Source organism: Desulfuromonas sp. DDH964 (assembly GCF_001611275.1).
Lineage (GTDB): Bacteria > Desulfobacterota > Desulfuromonadia > Desulfuromonadales > DDH964 > DDH964.
Map to the genome: position 1 here is coordinate 3,343,281 of NZ_CP015080.1, position 14,981 is coordinate 3,358,261.

Below are 14,981 nucleotides of genomic sequence, written 5' to 3' on the forward strand. Positions count from 1 at the left end.
TTCGGAAAGGCGCCCGCTTGCCGTTCTTTTTTCTGCCGACCGGGGGACGAGCTACTTTCCCCCGATCTGCGCCATTGCCTTGGCGATGTCGACCTGCTTGGCCCAGGCTTCGACGACTGCTGCCGGGCCATTGAACTCGATCACCAGGTTGCGAACGGTGGTCTTCCCCTCCACCCCCGGATCGGGATCGTCGTAAAGGCGAATCTCCGAGAGGGTCTCGGTCTGCTTGAGATGGACCGGATCGCAGAAGATGCGTACCCTCAGCTTCTCCTCGTCGCGCCCGGAGCGCTCCTTGAGGGCGATCACTCCCGGGCGTTCGAAGACCACCCCGTCGGGGTCGATGGTGGCGCCGGTCGCCTGGTTGAACTCGATATTGACAGCAACCGGCTCACGGCGGGCGTCCTCGGCGGCGAGCTGGGCCTGGCCGGCCTTCTGCATCATTTCCTGGGTCAGGGTCGCCAGCGCCTGGTAATCGCCGGACGCCTGCGCTTCGAGGATCTTGCGGCGGTATTCCTCCTCTATTTCCTTCTCCGAACGTTTCGACTGCTTTTCGGCGCCGCCGTCGAAGCGCAGGTCGGCCCCGGCGCTGACGGCATGGAAGGCCCCCGACGTCATGGTCGAGATACTGGTCGGCAAGCTGAAGTTCTCCTCGGCCCTGACATAGCCCTGGGGAGCGCCGATGGCCTCGATGACCGCGACCAGCTTGCGCTTGACGGTTGTGACCTCCGCCCGGTTGAGGGGCTGATCAGCGGCAATGGCCCCGTCGAGGGGGAGTAGCAGCAGGAGCAGCGGCATAAAAAAGCGTATCAGGGCAACCATAAGGCAATCCTCCTCTGAAACACCACATCCGGCCGGGACGGTCGAACCGCCGCGCCACCGCGGCGGCAGAAGGCCGTCAACGCCAGGGATACCAGCCGGGATCAGGACTTCATACTACTCGAGGTCAACACAAAATCAAGGGAACCCCGGGATCAGGGGAGCAGCACCGTCGAACCAGTGGTCTTGCGTTCTTCGAGATCGCGCTGGGCCCGGGCGGCTTCGCGCAACGGGTAGGTCTGGTTGACCTCGATCCTGACGGCTCCATTTTCCACCACGTTAAAAAGCTCGGCGGCGCTGGCGAGGAGGTCCTCCCGTTTGGCGGTGTAGGCCATCAGCGACGGCCGCGTCAGAAAGAGCGAGCCCTTGGCGGCGAGGAGACCCGGGTTGAACGATTCGACCGGTCCGGAAGCCTGGCCGAAGCTGACCAGCATGCCGAGGGGGCGCAGACAGTCGAGGGATTTGAGGAAGGTGTCGCGGCCGATCGAATCGTAAACCACTGCCACCCCTTCGCCGCCGGTGAGCTCGCGAGTGCGGGCGACAAAATCTTCCTCCCGATAAAGTATCGGATAATGACAGCCGTGGTCCCGGGCAAGCTCGGCCTTTTCGGGACTGCCGACGGTACCGATCACCGTGGCGCCGAGATAGCGGGCCCACTGACAGACGATCAGCCCGACGCCGCCGGCGGCGGCGTGGACCAGGATCGGGTCGCCGGGGCCGACGCGAAAGGTGCGTCGCAGCAGGTACTGGGCGGTCATCCCCTGCAGCATCATCGCCGCGGCGCGCTGGTCGTCGAGCCAGTCGGGGAGCTTGACCAGGCGGTGGGCCGGGATCAGGCGTTCTTCGGCATAGGCCCCCGGGGGGCCGCCGGCGTAGGCGACACGGTCGCCGGGAGCGAGGTCGCCGACCCCGTCTCCGACCGCCAGGACCACGCCGGCCCCTTCCAGTCCCGGGGTAACGGGAAGCGTCAGCGGGTAGAGGCCGGTCCGGTGGTAGATATCGATGAAGTTCAACCCGACGGCCGTATGGCGCAGATGGACCTCCCCCGGACCGGGCGGAGCGAGCGAAACATCTTCCCAGCGCAGCACCTCGGGCCCGCCAGCCTGGTAAAACCGGACAGCCTTTGTCATCTGGTCACCTCCGTGTGGATTTTTCCTGTTCAACGTTAACAGCCGGCGACAATCCGTCAAGACTCTGACCTGCTGCTTCAACAGATTGGAAACATCGTTGTACATCCATTGACAAGCCTGACATTCCAAGCAATAGTTTTAATCTGGGTTGTCCATCAATCCATCCCAGAATGTCTGCGACAACGGGCACCTGGGCCCTCTCAAACAGTTCACCAGCCAAGGAGGAGAACGGATGAAAAGAGCACGGTTCTTGAAATTCACCATCGGGTTGCTGGCATGTGGCACTCTGCTGGGAGTCACCGCCTGCAACCAACAGCAGGCGACCAAGACTGCGGCCGAGCAGGCGCCCAAGAAAGTCATCGAATGGAAACTGGCGCAAACCTGGGGGAGCGGCTTCCCGATCTTTGGCGACGCGGTCGAGAAAATGGCGGCGCTGGTCAAGGAGATGTCGAACGGCGAGATGATCATCCGCATCGACACTGCCAACAAGCACAAGTCCCCCTTCGGCATCCTTGACATGGTCAAGGAGGGGCAATATGAAATGGGTCACTCGGCTTCCTACTACTGGAAAGGCAAGGACATCAGCACCATGCCTTTCACCACCATGCCCTTCGGCATGATCGCCCCGGAGCAGTATGCCTGGTTCTACTATGGCGGCGGCATGGACCTGATGAAAAAGGTCTACGACCAGCACGGCGTCTATTCCTTCCCGGGCGGCAACACCGGCAACCAGATGGGCGGCTGGTTCCGCAAGGAGATCAAAACCCTCAAGGATCTGGAGGGGCTGAAAATGCGGATTCCCGGATTCGCCGGGGAAGTCCTCTCCAAGCTCGGCGTCGTCGTCACCAACATCGCCCCGGGGGAACTCTATACGGCGCTTGACCGTGGCACCATCGACGCCCTCGAATGGGTCGGCCCCTCCCTCGACCTGAACATGGGCTTCCAGAAGATCGCCCCCTACTACTACACTGGCTGGCACGAGCCGGCCACCGAACTCCAGTTCCTGGTCAACAAGGGCAAGTTCGACTCCCTGCCGCCGCACCTGCAGAAAATCCTCACCGTGGCGATGGAATTTGCCGCCTACGACATGTACGCCCGTTCCTATCATGAAAGCGCGGTCGGCCTCGCCTCCATTGACAAGGAGTACCCGGATGTCAAGATCCGCACCTTCCCGAAACCGATCATCGAGGCGATGAAGAAGGCCAACAACGAACTGATCGCCGAGTACTCGGCCAAGGATCCCCAGTTCAAGGAGATCATCGATTCGCAGAAGGCTTACATGAAGATGTCCCGGCGCTGGACGGCCATCTCCGACTACGCCTATCTCAAGGACAACCTGGAAGACTGACGCGCCCCTTGCAGCCCCGGGCCCGGCTCGGGCCCGGGGCTTACTCCTGTCCAGAAAGTTCGTGAATCATGTTGTTTCGGTTGGAAAAATGGATCGACCGCTTCACCCGGGTCGTCGGGGCGATTGCCACGGTCGCCATGCTGCTGATGCTGGTCAACGTCTTCTACGACGCCATCATGCGCTATTTTTTCCGGAGCGGGTCGATCGCCCTGCAGGAAATGGAGTGGCACCTCTATTCGGTCCTCTTCATGTTCGGCATCGCCTTCGCCCTCATGGAAGACGGCCACGTGCGCGTCGATATTCTCTACGACCGGCTGGCGCCACGCAGCAAGGCGATTATCAATATCGCCGGCACCTTGCTGCTGCTGATCCCGATCAGCGTTCTGATCATCGAAGGCTCGATCTGGTTTGTGCACGAATCCTGGCAGTCGGGCGAAATCAGCGGCGACCCCGGGGGGCTTGGCCAGCGCTGGATCATCAAGGCGGTGATCCCGATCTCCTTCATCTTCCTGATCATTTCCTCCCTCGGGTTCATGATCCGCAACCTCAACATCTTCCTCGGGGTCGAGCCACCGGGCCAGATCTCCGACCAGAGCAAGCGGCTCTGATCGCCGTCAGCCTATCGCAGGCGTTACTCTTGGAATAAAGGGACAGGTTTTCATGATCGGCATTTTAATGTTTCTGACCGCCCTGGTGCTGCTGCTGGCCGGCTTCCCGGTTGCCTTCACCTTCGGCGGGACGGCAGTCTTCTTCGGCCTGCTGGCCGAAGGCCCGAGAATTTTCAGCCTGATGCCGCACCGCATCTATTCCATCATGAACAACACGATCCTGATGGCGATTCCCCTCTTCATCTTCATGGGGATCATCCTGCAGAAGTCGAAGCTGGCCGAGCGCCTGCTCGAATCGATGGGCTCTCTCTTTGGCGAAATCCGCGGCGGCATCGCCATCTCGACGGTCCTGGTCGGCGCCCTGCTCGCCGCTTCGACCGGGGTGGTCGGTGCCAGCGTCGTCGCCATGGGGGTCATCTCCCTGCCGGTCATGCTGAAATACAACTACGACAAACGCCTCGCTACCGGTACCATCTGCGCCGCCGGGACCCTCGGCCAGATCATCCCGCCGTCGATCATCCTGATCATCCTCGGCGATGTCTTCCAGCAGCCGGTCGGGGACCTCTTCAAGGCCGCTTTCTGGCCGGGAATGACGCTGGTCCTCGCCTACGTCATTTACATCATCGCCATCACCGTGCTGAAGCCCAGGCTGGCGCCGCCGGTGCGTCTCGGGAAAGAACACGGCAACAAGCGCCACCAGGTCATGACCGCCCTCAAGGCGATCGTCCCCCCCCTGGTCCTGATCGTGCTGGTCCTCGGTTCGATCCTGGTCGGCGTCGCCACTCCGACCGAATCGGCCGCCGTGGGCGGCATCGGCGCTCTGATCCTGGCCGCTCTCTACCGGCAACTGACGGTAAAAATGACCTGGGACAGTGCTTCCGAAACCGTCAAGATCAGCGCCATGGTTTTTGCCATCCTGATCGGTGCGACCGCCTTCTCGATGGTCTTCACCTACACCGGCGCCGACTACATCGTCGAGGATTTCATGCTCGCCCTCCCCGGGGAAAAATGGGGATTTCTGATCTTCTCGATGATTGCCATCATGGCCCTCGGCTTCTTCATCGACTTCGTCGAGATCGCCTACATCATCGTCCCGATCCTGGCGCCGATCGCCGACCGCCTCGGCATCGACCCACTCTGGTACGCGATCATGGTAGCGATGAACCTGCAAACCTCCTTTTTGACCCCGCCCTTCGGCTTCAGCCTCTTTTACCTCAAGGGGGTGGCGCCGCCGGAGGTCCGAACCATGGACATCTACCGCGGGGTGGCCCCCTTTATTGTTCTGCAGGTAATCGTCCTTGCCATCCTGATCCTCTTCCCGCACACCTTCGGCCTCAGCATGCATTGATCGCGGGCGGGTTCACAGCCAAGAGGGCGTCCCGGCAGGGCCGCCCTCTTGGCTGTCAGTTCACCCGAAAGGTGTCTCTAGTTGCAGTGTCTTTCTGGGGTCGGCCTTTGGTGGATTTTCCGGAGACCTTCTCGCGAAAAACTCTGTCGCAATCCGCCAGTCGATCCAGTTGGACATCGAGTCTTTGCCCCGATGAACTTACCCTTGAAAACCTATTCGCATTCCTGTTGCCATGACGTGCTCCTTTTCCCCTTGGGGTTGAATTCCGCCGCGGTGGGAGTCGTCATAAAAAAACCTGATTAGGTCCAATTCTCAGCTCGGCGAAGCCAGGCCTCGGGCCGCTTGCCGATTGAGACACAGGCGAACAGCAGTCTTGGCAGCATGCTGCGCAGATCGAACCGCCGGTTGAACCGGTACTGAAACTCGGCCAGATAGCGATGCGCATATTTGTCGAAGTCAAACGCATGATACGTTCCGGCCATGGCCGTCTTAAGATTGCCCAGGATGGTGTTGATCCAGTGGAAGCAGCCCATGTCGGTACTTCTGCGTTGATCACCAACCACCTTTCGCTGATGGTAGCACCCAGTCTTGGTGACGGCGCGGAAGCAATTCAGGCCATCAGAAACGACCAGCGCCGTCGGTGCCAAGTGATTCTTGGCCCATTGATCAACGTCATGGCTGCTGAAGGTCGTCACCCGGCTAAAAACAGCTCGCAGCGGATGGCCCTCGTGACTGGTCTCCACTGCCGCAATGAAGGGAACTTTGTTCTCCGAACCGCGACCAACCTTACCGCCGGAGCGTTCCCCGCCCAAGTAGGCGTCGTCGATCTCGACCCGCTGGGCCAGAACCGTTGTCTCTTCGCGCTCGAACATCGCCTGCATGAGCTTGTGCTTGAGCCGCCAAGCCGCTTTGTAGCTCAAACCCAGCATTCGTCTCAACTCCAGCATCGACAGGCCGGACTTGCCTTGTGTCATGAAGTAGAGGGCCAGAAACCACTGGGTCAGCGGCAGATTGCTCCCATGGAAAATCGTTCCGGAGATCAGCGAGATCTGTTTGCGGCAGCGACAGCACTGGAAGATGTTCGACCGTCCTCGCCGAAACTGGACCGCGCGGCTTGCACCGCATGCTGGACAGACAAATCCTTGGGGCCAGCGCGAGTGCTCAAGGATCGCCTCGCATTGGGCCTCCGTACCATAGTCTTTGAGAAAATCAGCCAAGCTCAGCCCCGGTTGGAACTGGATACGATTGATGGCCATGGATGCTAACCTCCTTGTTATTCATGAGTTCCATGGCCAAACTCTATGCTCCCTGTGCGACAGAATGTGTCATAGCTGAGAATCAGACCTAATCAGGTAAAAAAATATCCGCTGATGATATGGATGATATGGTTTGCTCTAAAAATTTGCGCTGAAACCTGGAAAACTACCAATAAATATTATATGGTAATATCAAGAAGACAAAAGGAGGAGATCATGGGCAAAAACACCAGCGTCACCTTGGGCGAACACTACGAGAGATTTATTTCCCACGCGATCGAAGAAGGCCGCTATGGCTCGACCAGCGAGGCAATCCGCGCCGGTCTACGCCTGCTAGAGGAGCGTGAGACGCGGTTGGAGGTGCTGCGCCGGGCACTGGTCGAGGGCGAGCAAAGCGGTATGGCGGATTACTCCTTGGACGCCTTAAACCGCGAACTTGACAAGGAACTCGGCTAATGCCGCTATTTACGCTGACAAAGCGCGCCCTCGAAGACCTCCGGGAGATCGGCCGCTACACTCAAGGACGATGGGGGCGCGAGCAGCGGCGCACATATCTGGTTCAACTCGATCGCTGTTTTCGTGCTCTTGCCGAAAACCCAAACCAGGGTGAACGCTTAGACCGGGTTCGTCCCGGCTACCGCAAATATCCCACCGGCCGCCACGTCATCTATTATCGCACGCAGAGCCCCGGCATGATCGAAATCGTGCGCGTCTTGCATGAGCGAATGGACATCGAGACGCATCTTTAGGATCCCAGCCGGTCGTTGTCTCTTGCCCCAAAACCCATTTTTCCGGTAACCCAGTGCTCCTGTAACATGCAAAGCCCGCCAGAGGAATTTGGCAGGCTTTGCTCGCCTTGCACGAGTTCCAGGATGGAAAACGGCCCAGCCTGAAATCATCAGGTTGGGCCGTCCTATATTCTGTTCTGCAAATCGGTCCTGGATCACCTTGAACTTAAAGTCCCTCCTATTTGCCTTCAGCCTCCCTCCTGCCACCCCACCAGTACCAGAGCGCCGCTCCTCCCTGCAACAGCAGCAGCAGACCGAACCCGGCCCGATAGCCGTCGGGATGGTAGTGGCCGGCGACTTCCGGCCAGAGCCCGATTATCGCGCCGATCGCCCACTGGCCGGCAAAGGCCGCCACGAAGACCGGCAGGTTGAGGGCGGTATTGGCGCGGCCGGCGAGAGTGCGGGGGAAGGCCTGGGCGATGACGGCATAGGGGAGGATCGAGGCGGTGCCGCAGAGACCGAACAGGAACCAGAGCGGAACGGTGGCAAAAGACCACTGGCCGAGCAGCAGCAGCTGCACCAGCAGAAAACTTCCCATGCCGGCCGTGGCCACCGTGCGCGGCGCCACCCCGCGGCGACTGAGCCGATCGGTCAGGGCTCCGAATCCCAGATAACCGGCAATCATCGCCAGCGCGATCAGGAAGAGGACATCGGCGGCAGCGGCGCGCTCGAGGCCGGCCACGTCGCGCAGCCAGGGGCCGGACCAGAGCCCCTGAATCGACAGGTAGGCCGCCTGGGCGAGAATCGCCCAGGGCGCCAGGCGCCAGTAGGCCCGACTGGTGAAGATCGTCCGCAACCCCTGCAGCTGCTGGCGCAGACTCTCCCGGGAATGATGAGCGCTCCCTTCCGGGACGATGAGAAAGATGGCAATCGCAGCCGCCAGGGTCAACCCGGCCAACAGCAGAAAGATGCCACGCCAGTCGGTGAACGCCAGGGCGGCCTCCACCGGTGCCGTCGCGGTCAGGGCGCCGATGCCGCCCGAGACCATCTGCACACCGTTGGCCAGCGGCAGTCGTTCCGGGGGGAACCAGGTGGAAAAGGCCTTGAAGGCCGCCATCAGGCAGGCGGAAACCCCGAGGCCGATCAGCGCCCGCCCGAGCACCAGGCCGGTCAGACTCTCTGCCCGCGCGAAGAGGAGGGCCCCGGCGGCGGCAAAGAGGAGCAGCGCCGCCTCGACCCGGCGCGAACCGAAGCGGTCGAGGAGCAGGCCGAGGGGGAGCTGAAAGGCGGCAAAGGTCAGGAAATAGGCAGAGGTCAACAGACCGAGGCTGGCCGGCGCCAGGCCGATCTCCGCCACCAGGTCGGGAGCGATGACCGCGTTGACGGTGCGAAAGACGTAGGAGAGGAAATAGCCGAGGGCAAAGGGGATGAAGACGCGCAGCAGGGTGGCGGCAGTCAGGGGCACGGCAAACACTCCTCAGGATGAAAAGTGATTTTATTCTCCCTTAATGATCCCGGTTTGACCAGCGAAAATCTGTCCGCCGCATCTTCGGGCCGGCAAAATCGTTAACAATTTTCAACGAGTGGTTTGCAATTCTCCCACTGTTCCGCTAGGGTATTACTTATAAACCACCGTTTTGGAAAGGAGGAAGTCATGGGACTGTTCTCGAAAATGTTCGGTAGCGAACCCCAGTTTCCGGAGCTGGGACCCGATACCGAAGCGGCCGGCCGGCTGGAAGCGATCCGCGGTAACCTCGAGGAGTTGGCGAAAGACATCTCCGACCCGCTGGAGGTGATTCCGGGGGATGGCGGGGCCTACGTCTTCATCGGCAAGCCGCCGAAAAAATTCGGCATCGCCTGGATCGAGGGGGATGAAGTGAAAAGCTTCAAGTCGATGATGGCCGAGCACAACGTCACGGTCCAGACCCTCAACCGGGTTTCGGATGAGCTGCGCGAGGCCTACCAGCGCCACCAGGAGGAAGCCCGTTTCCGCACCACAGTCGCCGATCGGGCCATTGTCGTCACCCCGAGTGAACCTCTTGAACAGGAAGTCCGCCAGATCCTCGCCAGCATGCATTGAGTTCGGCGGCTGCTCCCTGCTAACGCAAAAGGGCCTGCCATTACGGCAGGCCCTTTTGCGTGATCGGCCCCGGGGGTTCAGCTAACCGCCCACCCCTGGGTGACGGACGGCGGCGGTCCGAGTTTCGATGGGCACCAGCGACCCGGTCCGGCCCAATTTTCGGGACGCCGGGGCGAACCGCAGTTGCGCTTTCCGCGACCGGCGCAGGCGGTCGACGAGGGCGACGACCACCCCACCGACCAGGATCAGCAGGCATAAGCCGACGACGAGATTGAGGAAGACCAGCAGGATGAACTGGTCGGGGCGGAACGCCGACTCCCCTGCGGCGAAGGCGCTCCCGGCCTCGGTCAAGAGGGGAAGCGCGGCAAGGCCCAGACTCTTACGAAGCATGATCGACAACTCCTTGAGATGAAAGGATTGGTTCAGCTCGGCGCCACTCTACGCCAGCGGCCGGGATGGGAAAAGGGGGAGACTCGCACGCTTTGGCGAAGGGAGCGGCAGCGGTGCCCTGTGGTTCGGCACAGCTCCCGGCGAATCGGGACTGGTTCTTGACAACCAACCCACACAAGAATATAATTCTCTAAAAATTAGGTTTTAGAGAATGATTGATGATATTGACATACAAATTCTGAACATCCTTCAGGAGAAGGCGCGCATCCCCAACGCCGAGGTCGCCCGCCAGGTCGGCATGGCGCCGTCGGCCGTGCTGGAGCGGATCCGCAAGCTGGAAGAGCGCGGCATTATCGAGGGGTACGAGGTGCGGCTCAATCCCGAACCCTTTGGCCAGGGCTTGACCGCCTTCATCACCGTTGCCGCCACCCGTGCCGGCAACGGCCGATTGGCCGGCGAACTGGCGTCCATCACTGGTGTACAGGAGGTTCACCAGGTTGCCGGGGAGGATGGCTACCTGGTCAAACTGCGGGTCGCCGGAACCACTGCCCTGGGGCGCATCCTGCGCGACGAACTGGCGGCTATCGAGGGTGTGCGCAGTACCCGCACCCAGATCGTCCTCAACACCGTGAAGGAAACCCGGCGCATTGACTTGGAAAATTCAACGGGCAGCCGATAATCCCGAGCTGTCAAAACCTATCCTGAACCGATGCAGCGCTAACAACGGACCAAATTTCAAGGAGAACCACCATGCCCATGTCCCCGTCCTTCAAGTCCCGCCTCTTTCCGGTGGCAAAAGAGATCGCCGCGCACTACGGCACCCCCTTCCACATCTACGACGAGGCCGGCATCCGCGCTACCGGAGAAGAGCTGAAACAGGCTTTCTCCGGCATCGCCGGCTTCCAGGAGTTTTACGCTGTCAAGGCGCTCCCCAACCGGCAGATCCTCAAGCTGATGGCGGAGATGGGCTTCGGCTTCGACTGCTCGTCGATCCCGGAACTGATCCTCGCCCGCGAACTCGGCGCCACCGGCGAGCAGATCATGTTCACCTCCAACAACACCAGCCAGGAGGAGTTCGCCTTTGCCGCCAAGGATGGCGGCTGTATCCTCAACCTCGACGACATCAGCCTGATCGACAAGGTCCCGGCCCCCTTCCCGGAGCTGATCTGCTTCCGCTACAACCCGGGGCCGCGGCGCACCGGTAACATCATCATCGGCAACCCGGTGGAAGCGAAATACGGTGTCACCCACGAGCAGGTGGTGGAGGCCTACCGCCTCGCCAAGGCCCGCGGCGCGAAGCGCTTCGGCCTGCACACCATGGTCGCCTCCAATGAGCGCGACTACACCTACATGGTGGAGACGGCGCGCATGGTCCTGACCATCGCCGAGGAAGTCGAGACCGCCCTCGGTATCCGCTTCGAGTTCGTCAACATCGGTGGCGGCTTTGGCATCCCCTACAAGCCCGAGGACAACCCCCTCGACATCCGGACCATGGCCGGGGAAATCACCGCCATGTTCACCTCCTTTGCCAACAAACACGGCTACGTGCCGAAGATGTACATGGAGAGCGGCCGCTACATGACCGGCCCTCATGGCGCCCTGGTGGTCACCGCCATCAACCACAAGCAGATCTATCGCGACTATGTCGGTGTCGATGCCTGCATGTCGGCCCTGATGCGTCCGGCCCTCTACGGTTCTTACCACCACATCGACGTCATCGGCAAAGAAGAGGCGTCCAAGACCGAGACTTACGACGTGGTCGGCTCCCTCTGCGAGAACAACGACAAGTTCGCCATCGAGCGCCAGTTGCCGAAGATTGAAGAGGGGGATCTGCTGGTGATCCACGACACCGGCGCCCATGGCCACGCCATGGGTTTCCAGTACAACGGCCGGCTGCGGCCCAAGGAACTGCTGTTGCGCGCCAACGGCAGCGTCGAGCTGATCCGCCGCGCCGAAACCCTGGAAGACTATTTTGCCACCTACAACTTCGCGCCCGATGCCTTCCGTCCCGGCGCCTGAGACATTCCTGGCCCGAACCTGAACAGAACGAGACCGCAGGCAATGCCTTGCGGTCTCGTTCTGTTTCCAGCACAAAAACGCCGGCTAAAGCAGGGCGTCGATGGCGGCGAAGTCGAGTTCCGATTCGGCCAGAGACTCGATCAGTTCGATCTTTTCGGTGTCTTCGGCGGTGATCTTGGAGACGTCGTCCTTGATGATGGTGAAGGCGGCGGCGTTGGTGATTTCGGTGCGGATGTAGGGGATGCGGCTGTCGTCGAGAATTTTCTGGGTAATCTTCGACACCGGCTGCAGACCGGGAACGACCAGGCCGGCAATCCGCGCATAGTATTCGGGCAGGTGGTAAAGGGAAGAGAGGGTCACCAGCAGCTCGTCGCGGGTGCTGTTGACGAGCAGCAGCGCAGAGTCGTCGAGCAGGTCGATGACCCGTTGGGAAGAGGCGGTGGCGAGCTGCACGTGGTGGATGATCCGGGTGCCGTCACCGTAATCCCCGCGCAAGGGTCGATCGAGAATCTTGGCAATCCGGCCGAGGGTCGGATTGGCCAGGATCGGCGAGTAGTTGAAGCCGCCGAAGATCGGGAACTCGGCGCCGGCAAAGGCCTGGTTGAGGTAATGGAGCGTGGCGATACGCTTCTCCGGAATGATCTTGTTGGCCATCACCAGCTTGACCGCCACCCCCTGCTGCCGGAACATGGCGAGGTTGAGGCTCACCGCGTCGATGGCATTACCGACGCCGCCGCCGCAGATGATCATCACCGGCGCATCGAGCAGCTGGGCGATGCGGGCATTGGAAAGCCCGATCACCGAGCCGACGCCGCTGTGACCCGATCCCTCGATGACCAGGAAATCATATTTTTCATCGAGAATACGACCGGCTTTGACGATACGGTCCTCCAGCTCCTGCCGCGAGATCTCGCCGTCGAGGACCTTTTTGGTCATGCCGGGATGGAGCACCAGCGGCGACATCGAGCCGATATCCTCCTGCAGGCCGAAGACCTCGGCCATCACCGCGGCGTCCTTGTCAACCACCAGGTCACCATAGGCGACCGGTTTCGGCCCGAGCGGCTTGATGAATCCCACCCGGCCGTAAACCTTGCGCGCCAGGTGCACCAGCGACAGGCTGGTGGTGGTCTTGCCACTGTTCTGGCCGGTTGCGGCAATAAAAACCTTGCGTGCCATCGCTATCCTCGCAGGTCAAAGTTTCGGGATGACATCAGGGGATCCCGGCCCGTCGTCACCTTCGCACAAAACCGAGCTTCCGGCAACGTCAAAATACCGTAAACACTTGACATAGCTCTTTTATCCTGGCAGCAGAGTCACGTTTTGAAACACCGCAAAAAAATGACACAGGCTGCCGCCAACGACAAAGAGGTGCCAGATGGCATGGTGGTAGGGGATTCGTTTGAAAGCATAAAAGAGCAGGCCACCCGTATAGAGCAATCCCCCGATCAGCAACAGCCAGAGCACCGGCTTTGCGATATAGAGCAGCGCCGGCTTCACGGCGAAGACGAGCAGCCAGCCCATTGCGACATAAAGCAGCGGCGCAACGACGCGAAAGCGGTAAACAAAGAATACCTTGAAGACAATCCCGCCCAGAGCTACGCCCCAGACCACACCGAAGAGCCACCAGCCGCCATGCTCCCGCAAATTGACCAGAATAAAAGGGGTGTAGCTGCCGGCGATCAGCAGATAGATCGTGGCATGGTCGAGAATCTTGAACAGGGTGTGGAAGCGGCTCGTTTTGAACTGGTGATAGAGGGTAAAGGCGAGATAGGAGAGGACCAGGGTAGCGCCATAGATCGAAACGCTGACCACCTGCCAAACACTGCCGTGGTGGCTGGCATGAACGACCACCAGGGGGAGCCCGGCCAGGGAGAGCAGGAGCCCGAGGGCGGAGGAACCGGTATTGAGGCAAGCCTCCCAGGGCAAACGATCCTGATCAAAATCATCCGACACCCAACTCTTCTCCCTTGTCGTTGCATCGGCCCCGCAAGAAAAAGGACGCTCATGATGGGCGTCCGAAGAATTCCTGGAAGCTGGCGGCCGAGACCGGTTCGCCTGCCACCCTGGGCGGCAGGGCTGGCGCGAATACTCCTCAGTGAACCTGCTTGGCGCCGGGCTTGCCAGCGCCCCCTTCGATGAGAACCTTGCGCCCGGTGACGCTTTTTTGCGTCATCGGCATGGTAATCATCAGTACCCCGTTATCGAAACGGGCCTGCACCTTCTCCGCGTCGGCCCCATCGGGCAGAGTCAGCCGCCGCAGGAAGGAGCCATAACTCGATTCCCGAATCAGGAAATCCTGTTCCTTCGTCTCTTTGCTCCGCTTGCGCTCGCCGCTAAGGGTCAGGATATTCCCGTCGATGTGGACATCCAGATCCTCGCGGTCGATGCCCGGAAGTTCCACTTCGACATGATAAACCTTGTCCTTCACAAAGGCGTTGAGCCGCGGCGACGCCATCATTCCGGTCCCGGATTCGGGTTCCTCGATGGCACCGAAACTCCGGCGGAACAGGGAATCGATCTCCTTGTGCAACGAACTCAAGTCGCGGAAAGGATCCCAACGTATTGGCAACATGGTTGTCACCTCCTTCGTTGTCTGAACCGTCCCGGTAAGCCAGAAAAAAGTCTTCCTCTGTTAACTTCTATCCCCTCCGCCAGCGTTGTCAAGTAGCTGCCGGATCAACTCTCGTTCCCCCGGGGGAAGACCCTCTCCAGGGGACGCAGGCGCGCCAATTCCGCCCAGCGCTCGGGCCCGATGGTCTCATCCGGGAGATGAACGGCGGCAATCTCGGCGCTGAGCAGCACCGTTCCGGAACGGGCACTCAGGACGCCGTTACGGCACTCGAAGCGGAGCGGACAACCGCTCACCAGCGGCGCGCCGGCAACCGGACCGGGCCCGACCTCCAGCCCCGCCTCGGCCAGGATCTGGCTGTCGGCACCGGTCAGCAGGGCCGGCAGCCAGGGGGGGACGAGCAGTCCTGCCGGCGGCAGACTGACCCCGAGCAGCAGCAGCGAACCAGGGCCAAGGCGACCGGCAGTGCTGGCGCTGAATCCAAGGGTGAGGGAGGGGTGGGAGGAGCAGACCAGGCCAACCCATTCGCTGCTCCAGACCCGGACACTGTCACTTGCGCCGGGGATGGTAAGTAGCGGCACGGAGAAGGGTAACGCCGTATCAAGAGGCTCGCTTGAGGGTCGCTGCAACAGTCTGGCCTCCCTGCGGAATTTTGGGACTTTTGTCCACGTTAACCCAGGCAGTGGTCG

Annotated in this window: 17 protein-coding genes; 8 read left to right on the forward strand and 9 right to left on the reverse strand. The window is 60.8% G+C overall.

What is annotated here, in order from left to right; translation table 11 throughout:
• Window positions 1-51: 51 nt before the first annotated feature.
• On the reverse strand, window positions 52-819 hold the full coding sequence (locus DBW_RS15280) for a hypothetical protein (protein WP_066728602.1): 768 nt from the start codon (window positions 817-819) through the stop codon (window positions 52-54).
• A 152-nt stretch (window positions 820-971) separates the two neighbouring features.
• A complete protein-coding gene (locus DBW_RS15285; RefSeq protein ID WP_066728603.1) occupies window positions 972-1,946 on the reverse strand; it encodes a quinone oxidoreductase family protein in 975 nt (324 codons plus the stop codon).
• A gap of 232 nt (window positions 1,947-2,178) precedes the next feature.
• Here DBW_RS15285 and DBW_RS15290 point away from each other — a divergent pair, with 232 nt between their 5' ends.
• The 3 genes from DBW_RS15290 (at window position 2,179) to DBW_RS15300 (ending at window position 5,250) form a co-directional block, all read left to right on the forward strand.
• Entirely contained in the window at window positions 2,179-3,294 is a 1,116-nt protein-coding gene (locus DBW_RS15290; protein WP_066728605.1) for a TRAP transporter substrate-binding protein, read from the forward strand.
• 68 nt (window positions 3,295-3,362) lie between these two features.
• The gene (locus DBW_RS15295) at window positions 3,363-3,902 is read left to right on the forward strand and encodes a TRAP transporter small permease subunit (RefSeq protein WP_066728607.1); all 540 of its coding nucleotides are present in this window, start codon (window positions 3,363-3,365) and stop codon (window positions 3,900-3,902) included.
• A gap of 52 nt (window positions 3,903-3,954) precedes the next feature.
• A complete protein-coding gene (locus DBW_RS15300; RefSeq protein WP_066728609.1) occupies window positions 3,955-5,250 on the forward strand; it encodes a TRAP transporter large permease in 1,296 nt (431 codons plus the stop codon).
• 299 nt (window positions 5,251-5,549) lie between these two features.
• Here DBW_RS15300 and DBW_RS15305 read toward each other — a convergent pair whose 3' ends face one another.
• Window positions 5,550-6,506, reverse strand: a complete 957-nt coding sequence (locus tag DBW_RS15305) for an IS1595 family transposase (RefSeq protein WP_066723323.1) — start codon at window positions 6,504-6,506, stop codon at window positions 5,550-5,552.
• A gap of 216 nt (window positions 6,507-6,722) precedes the next feature.
• On the opposite strand from DBW_RS15305, the gene DBW_RS15310 reads away from it, so the two are divergent.
• The gene (locus tag DBW_RS15310; protein WP_066728611.1) at window positions 6,723-6,962 is read left to right on the forward strand and encodes a type II toxin-antitoxin system ParD family antitoxin; all 240 of its coding nucleotides are present in this window, start codon (window positions 6,723-6,725) and stop codon (window positions 6,960-6,962) included.
• A complete protein-coding gene (locus DBW_RS15315; protein ID WP_066728613.1) occupies window positions 6,962-7,255 on the forward strand; it encodes a type II toxin-antitoxin system RelE/ParE family toxin in 294 nt (97 codons plus the stop codon). The genes DBW_RS15310 and DBW_RS15315 overlap by 1 nt, the downstream gene beginning before the upstream one ends.
• Window positions 7,256-7,472: 217 nt before the next feature.
• On the opposite strand, the gene DBW_RS15320 is transcribed toward DBW_RS15315, so the two are convergent.
• Window positions 7,473-8,699, reverse strand: coding sequence for an MFS transporter (locus DBW_RS15320; RefSeq protein ID WP_197463662.1), 1,227 nt, complete (start codon window positions 8,697-8,699; stop codon window positions 7,473-7,475).
• A 189-nt stretch (window positions 8,700-8,888) separates the two neighbouring features.
• Between DBW_RS15320 and DBW_RS15325 the strand changes: the two genes are divergently transcribed.
• Complete coding sequence (locus DBW_RS15325) at window positions 8,889-9,314, forward strand: hypothetical protein (RefSeq protein WP_066728616.1); 426 nt, start codon at window positions 8,889-8,891, stop codon at window positions 9,312-9,314.
• Between the two features lie 81 nt (window positions 9,315-9,395).
• Here DBW_RS15325 and DBW_RS15330 read toward each other — a convergent pair whose 3' ends face one another.
• The gene (locus DBW_RS15330) at window positions 9,396-9,704 is read right to left on the reverse strand and encodes a hypothetical protein (RefSeq protein WP_066728617.1); all 309 of its coding nucleotides are present in this window, start codon (window positions 9,702-9,704) and stop codon (window positions 9,396-9,398) included.
• Between the two features lie 211 nt (window positions 9,705-9,915).
• Here DBW_RS15330 and DBW_RS15335 point away from each other — a divergent pair, with 211 nt between their 5' ends.
• Window positions 9,916-10,383: an Lrp/AsnC family transcriptional regulator gene (locus tag DBW_RS15335; RefSeq protein WP_066728618.1), complete on the forward strand. Its 468-nt coding sequence runs from the start codon at window positions 9,916-9,918 to the stop codon at window positions 10,381-10,383.
• A gap of 71 nt (window positions 10,384-10,454) precedes the next feature.
• The gene (lysA, locus tag DBW_RS15340) at window positions 10,455-11,723 is read left to right on the forward strand and encodes a diaminopimelate decarboxylase (protein ID WP_066728620.1); all 1,269 of its coding nucleotides are present in this window, start codon (window positions 10,455-10,457) and stop codon (window positions 11,721-11,723) included.
• A gap of 84 nt (window positions 11,724-11,807) precedes the next feature.
• Here lysA and DBW_RS15345 read toward each other — a convergent pair whose 3' ends face one another.
• The 4 genes from DBW_RS15345 to DBW_RS15360 all read right to left on the reverse strand — a co-directional run bounded on the left by DBW_RS15345 (window position 11,808) and on the right by DBW_RS15360 (window position 14,921).
• The gene (locus DBW_RS15345; protein WP_066728621.1) at window positions 11,808-12,899 is read right to left on the reverse strand and encodes an AAA family ATPase; all 1,092 of its coding nucleotides are present in this window, start codon (window positions 12,897-12,899) and stop codon (window positions 11,808-11,810) included.
• A 120-nt stretch (window positions 12,900-13,019) separates the two neighbouring features.
• A complete protein-coding gene (gene trhA / locus DBW_RS15350) occupies window positions 13,020-13,676 on the reverse strand; it encodes a PAQR family membrane homeostasis protein TrhA (RefSeq protein WP_197463663.1) in 657 nt (218 codons plus the stop codon).
• Window positions 13,677-13,815: 139 nt separating this feature from the next.
• A complete protein-coding gene (locus tag DBW_RS15355) occupies window positions 13,816-14,295 on the reverse strand; it encodes an Hsp20/alpha crystallin family protein (protein ID WP_066728623.1) in 480 nt (159 codons plus the stop codon).
• 104 nt (window positions 14,296-14,399) lie between these two features.
• Entirely contained in the window at window positions 14,400-14,921 is a 522-nt protein-coding gene (locus DBW_RS15360) for a hypothetical protein (RefSeq protein ID WP_157471918.1), read from the reverse strand.
• Between the last annotated feature and the right edge of the window lie 60 nt (window positions 14,922-14,981).